The organism is Sideroxydans sp. CL21 (assembly GCF_902459525.1).
Classification (GTDB): Bacteria; Pseudomonadota; Gammaproteobacteria; order Burkholderiales; family Gallionellaceae; genus Sideroxyarcus.
Map to the genome: position 1 here is coordinate 1,078,038 of NZ_LR699166.1, position 13,849 is coordinate 1,091,886.

Genomic DNA, 13,849 nt, shown 5'->3' on the forward strand with positions numbered 1-13,849 from the left:
GGGTTAGGAGGGGTCTTGCTCGATATTCGCGGGATTCTCCAGTGATGAAACCGGCCCGATCAGTTGTCCCTGAAAGCCCAGAACTCCAGCCTTGACCAAGCGTTCGAACCATTCCTTTTTTTCAACGCAAGTTGCGATGACCGGAACCCCCAAAATCTCTGATGTTTTTACAAGCCAGGCTATATATTCGCCATATTCTTCCACTTCGGAACAATGACGGGTAAGGTCAGTTGCCAATTTGAAGTAAGAAGGACGTAATTTCGCCAGTTCAGTTACGGTGCCCTTGTGCAATCCGAATTGATCTATTCCGAATGACAGTCCTTGTTGAAGCATAGTTTCCGAGAAACGTTGCGCCTCTTGCGGTGATGCGTGCAGGAACGATTCGGCAACCTCAAGAATCAGACTGCTTTTGGCCAGAGCGGAATCATCAAGCTGCTTACTGAGCCATTCAGGGAAAGCATGGTCACGCAGTACCTCATGGGAAATATTGAAAGCATATCGTTTTCCGGCCGCATTATACGATTTCATGATTCGTACGAGGTTGAGCAGGCAGTGTCTGTCTATATCCGTAGCGAGACCATGCCTTATAGCCATCGGCATGAATCGTGCGGCCTTGATCAATTTTCCGTCGGAATCGATCAACCGGGAAAAAACCTCAAAATGAAGCGGGTCAGGTACTTCTTGAAGCTCTTTTCCCACTTGGCCGATCACCGGTTGCTCATATAAAACGAAACGGTTGTCCGCCATGGCTTCTTGCAGAAATTTCTTCCACAGACCTGATGGCATCCCTGACCCTTGGGCATAGTCGACCTCACTTTGACCAGACTTTTGGGCTCGAGCCAGAGCCTCGTCTGCTTTGGCCAGTGCTTCGCTGCTTGTATGATTATAAAATAATCGAACCGCTCCTGCGGAGCAACGTACCTCGCTTGAGAGGTCGAAATTTTTGCAAACATTTTCGAGACTCAGGCTGATTGCATCCAATATTTCCGCCAGTGCGCTTTCCGATGTGGATTCCAGCAGCAAGGCAAAGGTGGATCCCTGGACTCTGGCGAGAAATGTCAGGTGGGGAGACTCTGCTATGGCGTCGACCAAGGCAAGCACGAATTGGTCACCTTGCTCATGACCGGTCGAGCTGTTCAATTCAGTCAATCCCCCAACCTGAATCAAAGCAAGCGCATACTCACTTTGGGGAGATTCAAGCAACATTTCGATATTTGCAACCAGACTGCGACGGTTGCCTATGCCTGTCAGCGTATCAGTCAATGTTTGCTTGCGAAATTGCTCGGCAAGATTTTCTGCCTCGCTCAGCATCAAGCGAACTGAAGAAGACAGGGTGTTGAAAGCTTTCACAACTCGTCCGAGTTCGCGCGCGCGCGGTATGGGAGCGATGACGGGGAAGTGCCTGTTGGAAACGGCTAGCGCCGCTTTTTCAATTTGACCGAGAGGACGAAGTATAGATCGCACCAGCGCTGCCATGAGGAGCATTGTGAAAAGGATCGCGGCTGATAGCCATATTGTTGCATCTTTCATCAGTTGCCAAAGCTCCCGGTAGGCAAAAGCCGGCTGACTGGTAACCTCGACGACTCCTGCCTGCTTCCAGCCGGAGGTGACAAATGCAGAGCGGAGTGGTGTGTCGAGCTTGATGACTTTCGGGAGCCACTTTGGTACGTCTCCGGTGGTCGGCGGGAGAGTTTTTTCCACTATTTGTTTGCCGGCGGCATCCATTACGGCGACGCGTTTGTAATAGCCACTATCGAAGACTGCCTGGACCGTGGTTTCCAGTAGTATCGAGTCTCGTTGGCGCATTGCCGAGTTGATGGCAACTGCCAGTGATGTAGCGGTATCTTGAGCGTGAGAGCTGAGTTGACCTTGGAAATAATGCTGTAGCCGCATTCCCATGCCCATAAAAAGCATGGTAAATACCGATAGCACAACGATCAGGCTTCCAAGCAAAAACTGGACTTTCAGATTCATCGCGTTCTCACAATGCAAACTCCTTGTTCATATGCTCTACCAGCTCGCCCCATTTGCGCATGGCCGGACCACTGAATTTGTCCGAAAGATCGCCATTGAATTCATATACGGGCAGGAGGTCGGGCCTTTTGCTAGCCGGCAGCATTTGAGGCTGAATGTTATCCAGCAGCAATGGCTCGTCGCTGGGAACTGGATAATATGCAAGCACCATGTGGTTTTCTATTTTCCCTCCCTGAAAGGATTTAACGTAAGCCAAGCGCATTTTTTCGGCAGGGATCCCGCTTTCTTTTAAAGCGAAATATTTGGCAATGACAAAGTCCTCGCAATCGCCGCCATTGCTGGCGATAAATTCGGCGGGGCTGGCCCAGTAGTCTACTGCGCCCCAATGCGCGAGATCTTCAACTTGGGGAACACTATTAAGCAGATCATTAACGAATCGCAATGTGATTGCATCGTTAATTGGCAACTTTTTCATGTGCTCCAGAAGCAGTTGGCGCGTATAGGCAAGGCGAAACGCACCAGATGGCTCAAAGCGATTGGCTATGTGGTCGAAAAAATTCTTGTCCATATTGGAGAAATAGTTCTGAGTAAAGCTTTCTGCGACGCACAGAGAAATTATCAACGAAAGAATCAATACAGCGACACCTTTATGTCCAGTTTTAAGTATTGGAGATTCGTTACTTCCAACTGGAGATGACATGTTTGCCGATTTCTATCTTGCATTTGCGAGAAAACGCGGGTTAGATTCCCGCAACGTGATCTGTAATGTGGACAAAGCCTGCGTGCGTGTGGCTGCAAATGCCGCAAAATTTCAGTTCAATCGGCAACACTGGCCACACGTATGATGCGGACAGCTCGTTTGCTAAAACTCGAAATCAGGCATGCGCGACAGCAGGTTTGACAAAATCCGTTTCAGTGTTTCTTTTAGAACGCCCGGCTTGTAAACCAATCAGCCGGTCCCAGTTATCCAAAGAAGACAGGTGCAGGTACGCAACGTGCAGGGCTCCGGACTGGAACATGCTATAGGTGGTTTCAGGAGGAAGCTTGGATAGTTTTTCCGTATCGACCATAAAGAACCCGGAGAGACTGAAAGTTTGCCCATCATTAAGCTGGAAATTTGCCGTTTTCTCAGTAAGCAGGCCGGCATCGGCCAATTGTTTGACAAGCGCTATGGTTGTGTCAGTTTGTGCTTTGTATTCCTGTAGGAATTGAATTGTTCTTTCCAGTAATGCAGAATTTCTTCCGTCAAAAAACAAATGCTCGCCATGATCCCGATTTACGCATTCGGCGGCTTCGTCGATGCATATTGTCATCGTGTCTTCTTGCCCCATGGCAGGTACGAAAGGATACCGGCGAATGAAGGCCGGGGTATAGCGTGCTGTCCATTGCCCCGACTCATCGACAAACAGGTTTTGATTTTGTTGAAGACCAAAAATGGCCGTAGGCAAATAGCTGTCGTTTTCTTTAATGAATACGACCGGGAATTCCTTGCTTGCGTGATTCATCTCGATTGCTGCAAGAATCGCGGACTGGCATGCGCTCGCAAAGAAAAAATTCCTGTCGCCATTGATTCGTATTTCTTGATGAACATTTCGATCGAGTGCAACTGGACGTTCGTATATTTGCATGACTGGCATAGCTTTCCTCATTAGAAAATAGTTTCAAGCATTGATTTACTTGTTTTCTTATAGCTAAAGAAGTATGTCATTAACTTATTGCAGTTGTGTTTCGCCCTTCAAATTGGAAGAAACGTCTCATCTGGTAATATTCCTGTCATCTGCCTTCTCTATTTTGTGGGCATAGGCGATTCGAGAATGCGGTGAAATTTAAATTGGCTGATCAAAAAGGCACAGATGCAAGCGAATTCCGTTTTCTTGTGGTTGCGCCTTTAAATTGCACCGCTTCAAATTCGAACTCGCGATTGTTGAACGGGAACCCTGGCCGATTTATACAATAGTCGAACAAATCACACGTGCAGCCGCTATGAACGCAAGTGAAGCCGAAAATCAGATATTGCGACGTCAACTTCGGTCTTTGATGGATGAAGCGCGATTGAATGAAAAGAAATGGCGCCGCTTTGACCAACTGGAAAGGCGGCTAATTTCTACGCACTCCTTGCCCGAGCTTATTCATCTAATTCTAAATGACTATAAATCGGCAAGCGAAACCGATACCGCTACACTCGTACTTTCCGATCCGGATTTCGAAATCAGGCGATTTCTTGAAAGGGAGAAATCGGGCGCATCGGAAGTACGCGGTCTGGTACTACTTGAAAAGCTACGCACTGATGATCCAGTGCTATATCTCGGGGCTTTCGATATGGACCACCCGCGCGCGATATTCGATACTTTGCCTTCCGAAAGCCGGTCGATGATCCTGTTGCCTTTGATGCGGAAGAATGAACTGATTGGCTGTTTGAATCTGGCTAGTTGCAAAACTGAACGCTTTACCGATGACAGCAGTACAGACTTCATAGAAAGGCTGGCAAATATTTTTTCTATTTGTCTGGAAAATTCCCTCAATCATGAGCGCCTGAAAAATGTCGGTTTCACCGACGCCCTAACCGGAATATTTAACAGGCGATACTTTGAGTCTCGCTGCCAAGAGGAGGTTGCCAGCATTCGGCGACATAAGACACCTTTGGCTTGCATGTTCCTGGATATAGATAAATTCAAACGCATAAACGATTCATTCGGCCACCCTGCCGGAGATGAAGTATTGCGTAACATATCCAAACAAATTAAAACCCAGTTGCGCGGCAATGATGTGCTGGCTCGCTTTGGAGGCGAGGAGTTTGTAGTGCTGTTACCCCAGACCGGACTTCAGCATGCTTGTGAAATTGCCGAGCGGATACGCTCTACAATTGCCTTACAACCATTTCAGATCACCCCAAAGAATAGTTTGTCTGTAACCATTTCCATAGGTGTGGCCTTGGCACCCGATGAATTGGATGGAGATGACCGGGCAGTTGCACACAAGCTGATATCCACAGCCGATGAGGCGTTGTTCCAGGCAAAAAGGAAAGGGCGAAACAGAGTTGTCAGCGAAAACAGGTTGGCCGGAACGATCGGGATGAGAGGTGGCTTGAGCAAGTTGCTCAACTTCGATTGATCGAACCACTTTGGTAAGCACCGCACTTACCGCGCGAGTATTCAGGAATACTCAATAACAATATAGTGAAAGGGCTGCATTCGCAGCCCTTCCGTTTGGTGTTGCCTCAACTGGCAGGACATTCCGGGCAGTTGCTCGGACGTGTCCTTCGATTATTTCTTGTCGTGCTGGGAGCCGAAAAGATCGGACATTACTTGCACGTTTGCGTCGCAGGCATGATTCAGACATGGCAACTCGAACGCGGCCTCGATTGTCTTGAGCAAGGAGAAGTGGTTGTAGCGGATTGCACTTGTCTTGCCGTTCGCTCCGTAGTTTGTGTCCACGATCAGAGCTACCTTATTGATATTCGGTGTTAGGCTATAGTCATTCTCATCCCAAAGCACAACAATCGCATTGTTGCCTTCGCTCCAGGCTGGAGAGTTCTTGATTGCCGTCACGAGTTTTTTGATCGTCATATCGCCACGTTGAATCAGAGCGGGATTCAGGCCGGCCTGAGTACCATCCGAGACCGGATCGTAGTTGCAGAACGGCCCCGAATTGCCGCGACCATGTTGATCGTTGCATTGGTTCGGTGCGATGAAGGAGAAAGCCGGAACCTTGCCCGAAGCGAGATCGCCGAACAATCCGTTTGCCCCGTCGAAACCTACCGTGTTTGCCAAACTTAATTCGGGATTGCGGCCTTCCTGAACGCTTTGGAAGTAGACAAACGGGTTGTGCTTGGCCGCATAGAGGCTGACGATGCCGGCAGAAGTCAGCGGCGGATTCATTACCGGCGTGATCTTGGAGAAATCAGTCAGGTTTGAATAAACGCCATCGCTGTAGTTCACCGAGTCAGCACTGGCCGGTACATTTTCCTGATAGCTTTTCCAAGTGCGGCCTGCTTCAACAAGCTGGTCGGCAATGGTTTTTCCTGTTATGTGTTCCGCAGCCGGAATAGCCTGGATGCCATCGATATTGTTAAGGAACGATACTTGAGTTTCGTTTGTTGAGTCGATGGCAGGCGTTGCAGCGTCAGTGCCGGAACCCGAAATCGGGCAGATGCTTGGGCTTGGCGGATTGTCGGTATTCGCAACACCCGTTGTGAGGTTGGTGGCGCAAGATGTGCTGTGCCAATCTGAATCATTGTCGCTTTGCACGCCGAAGTTGGAGCCGCCAACTACTTCCAGATAGTTGGTCAAACTGGGATGGCCAATACCAAAATAGTTTGTTGCCAAATTGCCTGTATGAGCCAGTTGATTGATAAATGGGGCGTTCGGGTTATTGAGAATCTGGTTAAAGCTGGTGTTTTCCATCATGATCACAAAAACATGATCCAGATGGCGGATACCTTCGGGTGTTTTGCCCTCGCTGGCGAAAGCCGAGCTCGCTAGCGCGATGCCCAGCAGGCTTAGAGCTGCAATGGATTTTTTCATGATGGGATCTCCTGTGTTGGTTTGAATTGCTGGTTGCTTCTCTGTAACAAAAAATCAAGCATGACAAATCACAATAATGAAATTGGCAGCTCGGTTGTGATTATTGGGGCGCAAAATGACATGCATATGAATTGAGAATGATCCGAACGGACTATTCTGCAGGAGGCTACTTAGTCATGCCCATACGTATGTATGCAGAATCGATAGCCTTTATTTTGGGAAATGAAATTCAGGATTAGTTAACGAATGCCGCCGTATCTCTCCTCCCAATCTGCGTCATTATTAATTGCTCCCTTCCTGAACCTTCCTCATAATTCAGCGCGCCCTCTAACCGGGATTTCGGAAAGAGTTGCAGTGCGTGGCTTTCAGATTATTTCGCGCCGGCCTGTTCGAAGGATTTTTCCAGTTGCTCTGATTCCAGTTCAGCCAGCTTTTGAATTAGTTTGGTTTTGGGAATCGGGCGGTGATACAAGTATCCCTGCATGATATTGCAGCCGGCGCGTTCCAGATATCTCGACTGGATTTCTGTTTCAACACCTTCGGCGACCACATTCAAGCCGAGCCCCTTCGCGATGGAGATGATGGCGAGGATGATGGGCGAATGGGCGCTCTCCCAATGGATTTCCTTCACAAATGATTGGTCGATCTTGAGCGTGTGGATCGAGAACCGTTGCAAGTACGCGAGGGAAGAATAGCCGGTGCCGAAATCGTCGATTGCAATGCTCACGCCGAGCTGACACAGTCTGTTGAATTGCTCGATTGCATGGTCGGGGTTGCGTATGAAGGTGTTTTCAGTGACTTCGATTTCTATTTGCTGCGGGGAAATTTCGTGACGTTTCAGCGCGCTGGTCAGCTTTTCAACAAACTTTCCCCGTTCGAGATACTGCGGCGAAAGGTTCAGCGCTACCCTGACCGGTTCGTTCAATGTCGTATTCCACTCGATCAGGTCATTGCATATGGACTCAAGCATCCAGTCGCTGATGGGGATCATGAGGCCGTTTTCTTCAGCAAAAGGCAAAAACTCGCTGGGTGTCAGCAAGCCCCGCTCCGGGTGATTCCAGCGCATCAGGGCTTCTGCGGCCACAATACGACCTGTTGATACATCCACTTGAGGCTGGTAGTACATTTCAAGTTCACCGCGCTCCAGCGCTCTGTGCAGATCTTGCTCGACCACCAGTTTCTGGTGCGATGCATCAACCATTGAGCTGTCATAGAAAGAATGGCCGTTCTTCCCCTGCGCCTTGACGTGGTACATGGCCAGGTCGGCATGCCGCACCAGTTCCTCGATGGATGAACCGTCATCCGGGTACATGGCAATACCGATGCTGGCTGAAATTCGCACTTCGGTGCTGCCGAGGAAGAACGGTTGTTGCAGACAATCGAGAAATTTTTCTGCGATCTCCGCGACGTCCTGCCTGTCCCGCAAGTCGGGGATGGACAATATGAATTCGTCTCCGCCCAAACGGGCCAGCGTGTCACTCCGGCGCAAGCATTCTTTCAATCGAACGGCGACCTGCTGCAAGAGCTCGTCACCCCTGACATGGCCCATCGAGTCGTTGACCAGCTTGAAGCGGTCGAGGTCTATGAACATGACCGCCAGTTTGGTCTCGTTCCGCTGAGATTGAATGATCGACAGGCCCAGGCGGTCCTTGAACAGCACCCGGTTGGGCAGGTCGGTCAGAATGTCGTGATAGGCATGATAGGCGATCAACTCCTCGGCCCGCTTGCGTTCCGTGATATCCCGCGCAACTCCGTAGGTTCCAAGAAACTCGGGGTTGTTTTCGTTCTGGTTCAGCGCGTACATTCCCATTGAGCTGAACGAGATGGTCAGAAGAGAGTTTTCAAATGTCCGGCTTTCGCAATATCCCTTGTGACTCCTGAGTCGCAGCTCGACATTGCGGGAAGCGCGTTCGTCGACTCTGCGTTCTATGAAAACATAGCGGGCCAGTTCATTGTCTTCGTCGTGAACCAGTGAAGAATAGTGTTTGCCTATCAGTTCCTCGCGCGACAATCCGAGCAATTGCTCGACCCGGTTGTTTACAAATGTAAACATGCCTTCGTTGTTCAGCGTGTAGATGATGTCCGGAGAGTTTTCAACGAAATACCGGTAGACTCTTTCGGAACTTTCAAGCTGCCAGGCAAAGCGCTGGTTGTCCGCCTTAAGGTCGCGTTGCTTCAGGACGTTTCCGACCGCTTTGAGAAGTTCTTCGCGGGCATAGGGTTTGCGCAAGTAGTCGAATGCGCCGCGCTTTAATGCTCCGATTGCAGAATCAATATCGTTGTTTCCGCTGACCACGATCACATCCGTGTCCACATCGCTGGAGATGATGAAGTCCATGACCTCACGACCGCTTATGTCCGGAAGGGACATATCGAGGATGACCAGATCAAATTTGCCCTTGCCCAAGTGGTCTATCGCTTCAAAACCGGATACGGCAGTAGCCAGCTGATAACCGCCTGTTTTGAGGAGTTCGCCGAGGCTGCTGAGCATTCTTGGTTCATCGTCAACCAGAAGAACGCGGGACGGCGGCTTGATGTCAATTTGTACTCCCCCGCCACCCAGCAGACCGGAGGTAAAGTTCATGAAGGCCAACTTGGGGTATTCCATAGTATCCATTTTCTATTTGTCCGCCCTATCTTTTTGCTTTTTGGCAAAAAAAATAATCAATTTGATGAGTTTCTGAGGTATGGGTGGTTCCGAGTGACCAACGAAAGATTGCGAATTGGTTATAAAGTCCATTTATCAATGGTGTCACTTTCTAATGTTTTTGAATGAAGCAAAGTTGAGCAAAGAAGCCGTATATAAATTACTAGACATAACTATCACATTAAGGAAACGCCGAACTAGCACCTGCACAGTGCAGGTGCAGTGTTGATGAATCCGAATTGTTGAACAAAAAGACGCTTTTCATCTGCGATTGAGCATCTTGTTTTGTCATTCAGGAAACATTCCCCTGATCTTTGCTACGCTGGACACTCCTGTCCTGTCAGTGGCGATCCCCACTTGTCCAAATTGATCAGTGCCAGCAACGCAAATGCACGGTTGGCGTTCTTCATCAGGCCACGGTAGCGCGCCTTGGCAAATCCGTAGATGTTTTTGAGCGGTCGAAACGGGTGTTCGACCTTGGCTCGCACCTGTGACTTCCTGCGATTGGTTTCCTTGTCGGCATCAGTCAATAGGGTGCTGCGGCTGGCGCGTTTGTTGGTGAAGTCTTTTGCTTTTGGCGCAACCTGATTGAGTACTTCTTTCTGACCAATGTAGGCACTGTCACCATACAAACGGGTTTCGTTGCCATGCAGCAGGTTTGGCAGTTCCTGACTGCCGCGGATGTTGGCGGGCGTGACCGTGACGCTGTGAGCAAGGCCTGATTTGCTATCCACACCAATGCGTACCTTCATGCCGAAGTGCCACTGGTTGTTCTTCTTGGTCTGGTGCATTTCGGGATCACGCGCATTGTCGGCGTTCTTGGTCGAGCTTGGTGCTGCAATAATGGTGGCATCCACGATGGTGTCGCCTGAGAGTTTCATCCCATTGGCCAGAAGCAACTCGCCCACCTTGCTAAACATTGCAGCACCCAGATTGTACTGTTCGAGTAAGTGGCGGAAGTTCATCAGGGTCGTAGCGTCAGAGATACGCTCACACCCCAAGTCAAACTGACAGAAGTCACGAAATGCCGGTACGTCATACAAGGCATCTTCACAGGCGACATCGGACAGGTTGAACCAGTTGGCAATGAAGTACATCCGCAGCATGCGTTCCAGACCAACCGGCGGGTGTCCGTTTCCGGCCTTGGGATAGAAAGGATCGATCACTGCGCAGAACTCTGACCAGGGAACCAGCTTATCCATGCGCCCAAGAAACTCCGCCTTGCGCGTCGTCTTCCCAAATGCCTCGAATCCGTTTACTGCCAATGTTTGTTGTTTCATCTCATTCGCCTCGTGGTGTGCCTTGGGCTTTAACGCACTACACCCTCCTCGCGTGGACTTATTCGGCATTTCCTTAAATTGTGGCTCCGCGATGACCTTGGGTGATTGAATATAAAACTAATAGGTAACAGGATTATGACGCGGGTTCAAATTTGATGCGTAACACTTGACAGGAATCCTGAACATCAGGCTAGCTGCGTGAATCTACTTGCCCAAAATATCCTATGTTTGATCGTTGACATCCTACTCTGACCTGCTCTCAGTTGTAGTGCCGGGGCTCTTGGCAAAGTTCGGAAATCAGCTATCCATTCTCAGTTTCTACGCTACCGGGCGGAAGCGCAGCAAATTCAGCTGGCGTCTTATAGTTCAGCACACTGTGCAGGCTTCTCATTGAAATCGCGCCTCCATGCAGCAACTAGAACCCGTGTTTCCACCAAACTGGTTAACCAATGCTCGTTCAGGCACTCATCCCAGAACCGACCGTTGAGACTTTCGATATAGGCATACTGCATCGGCTTGCCAGATTGGATCAGCTTGAGCTGAACGCCGTTACGATACCGATACCGACACCAACGACCATGCCCTCGAATGACACCTATTATTACAATCCACATTGCGTGTCCGGATATTGCAGCGTCATGTCAGGGCACACAGTGGAGTTGGGCGCGAGCAGTAATGCAGGCATCAGTAACGTCGCCCGCGTGTGGCGCAAGGTCTTTCTTCCCTGCGAGGGGATAAGCGCTTTTACAGTATCGATAATGGGGGCTAGATGAAACGAAAGTCGACTACCATAGGCATGATGCGCATTGTTGAGTTGAGTGCTTTCCTGCCCGACAGCGCGTGGCATAATAGACCGATACGAGCAGGCTGGTTCAGCAGCAATAAAGCCCGCTTCTCGTGGCAGACAAGGTGGCGATGGCCGTTTCTTGAGTGACGAACAAGAGAGATCAGTTCGGCAGATCATCTGCGACAAGCGACCGGAACAACTGAAGATGTAATTTGCGCTGTGGAACCGTGCTGCGGTCATGCAACTGATTGAGGGCGAATGCGGCATCAAGCTATCGGCGCGGGGTGTTGGCAACCACCTCAAACGTTGGGGATTCACACCGCAAAAGCCAATCAAGAAAGCGTATGAGCAACGCCCTGAAGCCGTGCAGGAATGGTTGGATAACGAATATCCGGCAATCGAAAAACGCGCCAAGCTTGAGGAGGCCGAGATTCACTCGGGTGATGAAACGGTGGTGGTGAATACCGAGCGCGAGGTCGAAGCTACGCCCCCGCTGGTAAAACACCGGTGACCTATGCGGTAGGCGGCTCACGCCAGAAGCTATCGATGATCGCCACCGTCACCAACCAGGGCAAGGCACGCTGGATGATCATTGATGAGGCATTCAACTCGGACAAGCTGGTCGAGTTCTTGGAAGCGCTGATCAAAGAGGCGGAGAAGAAAGTGTTTTTGATTCTCGATAACCTACGAGTGCATCACAGCAAACCAGTCAAGAAATGGGCGGAAGAACATAAAGACAAGATCGAATTGTTTTACCTACCCAGCTATAGCCCGGAGCTAAATCCTGAAGAGCGGCTTAACGCCGATTTGAAGCACGCCATTTATACAAAGGTTCCTCAGGATCAACCCGCACGCTGTTACCCCACTCGTTTTTTGACAGAACCAATATTAAAGATGTCGGGATATTTCATCAGGCCGGAAAAATATGAGTCTACAAACGCTTACTTGCATTGGCGTACAATTGTGGCAACAACCCAGGCAAAAAAGACTTGTTCTGCAACTGAACACGACTGAAGTCAGAATTTAATTCGCATAAGGATCGCGCTTATGACAACAAGCAATCAAAATATGCAAATCGAACCGCCCCTTATTGGGCAGACATACGTTTCACGCGCCACGCCGGATTTGATTATCTACGTGGTGGATGTGATTGACTCGGATCCGGATGAAGATTTTGCCTTTATAGTTGAAGGTTGCGATCCTGCCTACAAAGACGACACTACAAATGCCGACGGATATGAAATTACTTCGGACGTTTGGATAAAGCACGATTTCGCACTTGTATTCGAATAACAATTTTCGGGAGGCGAACCCCGAATAAAGTTGTTTTAGTCCTTGTTGGCCTCGATCGGAGAATAGAGCTTGATTTCGTCACCAACCATAGGCACGAATTTCGCCATGCCGAACTGAATGCGCGAGATGGTGGCGGAGATGTCCGCGCCGCAGTGCATTTTCCTGGTCAGCGGGAACGGTGCGCAATGAAAGTTTTCCACCCGCAGGGTCAGGGGCCGCGTAGTGGCGAGCAGAGTGAACTTTCCCTCGGCACCGACGACTTTGTCGCCGTCGAAAATCAGCTTGTCGGAAGTGAAACGTATGGTCGGGTATTGTGAGACGTTAAAAAACTCCTCCCCTTTCATGTGTTCGTCCCACTTGGCGAAGCCCATGTCGAGAGAGTTTGCATCGATGACGATGTCGACGCTGCCTTGCCTGGCGGCGACATCGAGAGTAATCGTGCCGCTGGATTTGTTGAAACGTCCGCGCTGGGTGGAGTATCCAAGATGATTTACTTCGAACATCGGCCAGGTATGTGTCGGGTCGATCGTGTAATTGTCCAGGGCATAAGCGGGAATGGCGAATATTGTGGCGAGAAGGATAAGCAGCGGTTTATTCATGGCAGTTTTTCCTTGCAGGTGGTGAATTTACAAAAAAGCGACTGTTGCATTCTCAGGATTTTTTGTCGAGGAATGGAATCATGCGCGTAAGTATGTCATCGCGTTCGATGAAGTGATGCTTGATTGCAGCGGCGACGTGGGCAATTACCAGACCGAGCATGATGTAGTTGAACATCTCGTGCAGCTCTTGCAGCAAGTCGCCGAGTGCCTTGTTCTTGCCGACCAGGTCGGGCAGAGGCAGAACACCAAACCACACGGTCTGGAACCCTTTGGCTGAACTCATCAGCCAGCCGGTGATTGGAACGATGAAGATCAATGTGTAAAGCAGGTAATGCACACTTTCGGCGGCGATCTTTTCCCAGCGCAGCATGGCGTCAGGCAAAAGCGGCGGACGGTGGGTTGATCGCCAGAATACGCGAATTACCGCAAATAGAAATACGGTGACTCCTATCCACTTGTGGTAACTGTATAAGCGCAATTTGGTGGGCGAGAGCGGCAGGCCATGCATGTAAAGCCCCAGCGGGAAGGCGGCGAAGATCAGCAGTGCGATAAGCCAATGCAGGATGACAGCGGTTTTTGTATAGCGATCAGTCATTTCTGCCTCTTTAATATGCGCTCTTCATAATATCCTAGTGAAGAGCTCGGCAGCGTGTCAATCAAAGTTTTGTACTTGCACGGACATGCTTTGTGACAGACAGGCAGATGCAACTTTTCTTGCCGACATCATTCAAATACACGCCCGAGCG

At 49.8% G+C, this 13,849-nt stretch carries 10 protein-coding genes and 2 pseudogenes; 3 read left to right on the forward strand and 9 right to left on the reverse strand.

Features of this window, described 5'->3' with window-relative positions:
* Nucleotides 1-3 precede the first annotated feature (3 nt).
* From QOY30_RS05095 to QOY30_RS05105, 3 genes are all read right to left on the reverse strand, one after another.
* On the reverse strand, nucleotides 4-1,974 hold the full coding sequence (locus QOY30_RS05095) for a bifunctional diguanylate cyclase/phosphodiesterase (protein ID WP_283743552.1): 1,971 nt from the start codon (nucleotides 1,972-1,974) through the stop codon (nucleotides 4-6).
* A 7-nt stretch (nucleotides 1,975-1,981) separates the two neighbouring features.
* The gene (locus QOY30_RS05100; protein ID WP_283743553.1) at nucleotides 1,982-2,674 is read right to left on the reverse strand and encodes a transglutaminase-like cysteine peptidase; all 693 of its coding nucleotides are present in this window, start codon (nucleotides 2,672-2,674) and stop codon (nucleotides 1,982-1,984) included.
* A 175-nt stretch (nucleotides 2,675-2,849) separates the two neighbouring features.
* Nucleotides 2,850-3,602 (reverse strand): SapC family protein, encoded by a 753-nt coding sequence (locus QOY30_RS05105; protein ID WP_283743554.1) that lies wholly within the window; start codon nucleotides 3,600-3,602, stop codon nucleotides 2,850-2,852.
* A gap of 355 nt (nucleotides 3,603-3,957) precedes the next feature.
* Between QOY30_RS05105 and QOY30_RS05110 the strand changes: the two genes are divergently transcribed.
* Entirely contained in the window at nucleotides 3,958-5,085 is a 1,128-nt protein-coding gene (locus QOY30_RS05110) for a GGDEF domain-containing protein (protein WP_283743555.1), read from the forward strand.
* 152 nt (nucleotides 5,086-5,237) lie between these two features.
* Here the strand turns inward: QOY30_RS05110 and QOY30_RS05115 are convergent, their stop codons facing one another.
* The 4 genes and pseudogenes from QOY30_RS05115 to QOY30_RS05130 form a co-directional block, all read right to left on the reverse strand.
* Entirely contained in the window at nucleotides 5,238-6,497 is a 1,260-nt protein-coding gene (locus tag QOY30_RS05115) for an alkaline phosphatase family protein (RefSeq protein ID WP_283743556.1), read from the reverse strand.
* A gap of 370 nt (nucleotides 6,498-6,867) precedes the next feature.
* On the reverse strand, nucleotides 6,868-9,114 hold the full coding sequence (locus tag QOY30_RS05120; RefSeq protein WP_283743557.1) for an EAL domain-containing protein: 2,247 nt from the start codon (nucleotides 9,112-9,114) through the stop codon (nucleotides 6,868-6,870).
* Between the two features lie 347 nt (nucleotides 9,115-9,461).
* Nucleotides 9,462-10,424: an IS5 family transposase gene (locus QOY30_RS05125; protein WP_283743558.1), complete on the reverse strand. Its 963-nt coding sequence runs from the start codon at nucleotides 10,422-10,424 to the stop codon at nucleotides 9,462-9,464.
* 301 nt (nucleotides 10,425-10,725) lie between these two features.
* Nucleotides 10,726-10,981, reverse strand: a pseudogene (locus QOY30_RS05130) (integrase core domain-containing protein); the annotation flags it as partial.
* A gap of 233 nt (nucleotides 10,982-11,214) precedes the next feature.
* Here QOY30_RS05130 and QOY30_RS05135 point away from each other — a divergent pair.
* A pseudogene (locus tag QOY30_RS05135) lies at nucleotides 11,215-12,048 on the forward strand (IS630 family transposase); the annotation flags it as partial.
* A 210-nt stretch (nucleotides 12,049-12,258) separates the two neighbouring features.
* Nucleotides 12,259-12,504 carry a hypothetical protein gene (locus QOY30_RS05140; RefSeq protein WP_283743559.1) on the forward strand — a complete coding sequence of 82 codons (246 nt, stop codon included), beginning with the start codon at nucleotides 12,259-12,261 and terminating at the stop codon, nucleotides 12,502-12,504.
* Between the two features lie 35 nt (nucleotides 12,505-12,539).
* On the opposite strand, the gene QOY30_RS05145 is transcribed toward QOY30_RS05140, so the two are convergent.
* Nucleotides 12,540-13,103: a YceI family protein gene (locus tag QOY30_RS05145; RefSeq protein WP_283743560.1), complete on the reverse strand. Its 564-nt coding sequence runs from the start codon at nucleotides 13,101-13,103 to the stop codon at nucleotides 12,540-12,542.
* Nucleotides 13,104-13,155: 52 nt separating this feature from the next.
* Nucleotides 13,156-13,698 (reverse strand): cytochrome b, encoded by a 543-nt coding sequence (locus QOY30_RS05150; protein ID WP_283743561.1) that lies wholly within the window; start codon nucleotides 13,696-13,698, stop codon nucleotides 13,156-13,158.
* Nucleotides 13,699-13,849 lie beyond the last annotated feature (151 nt).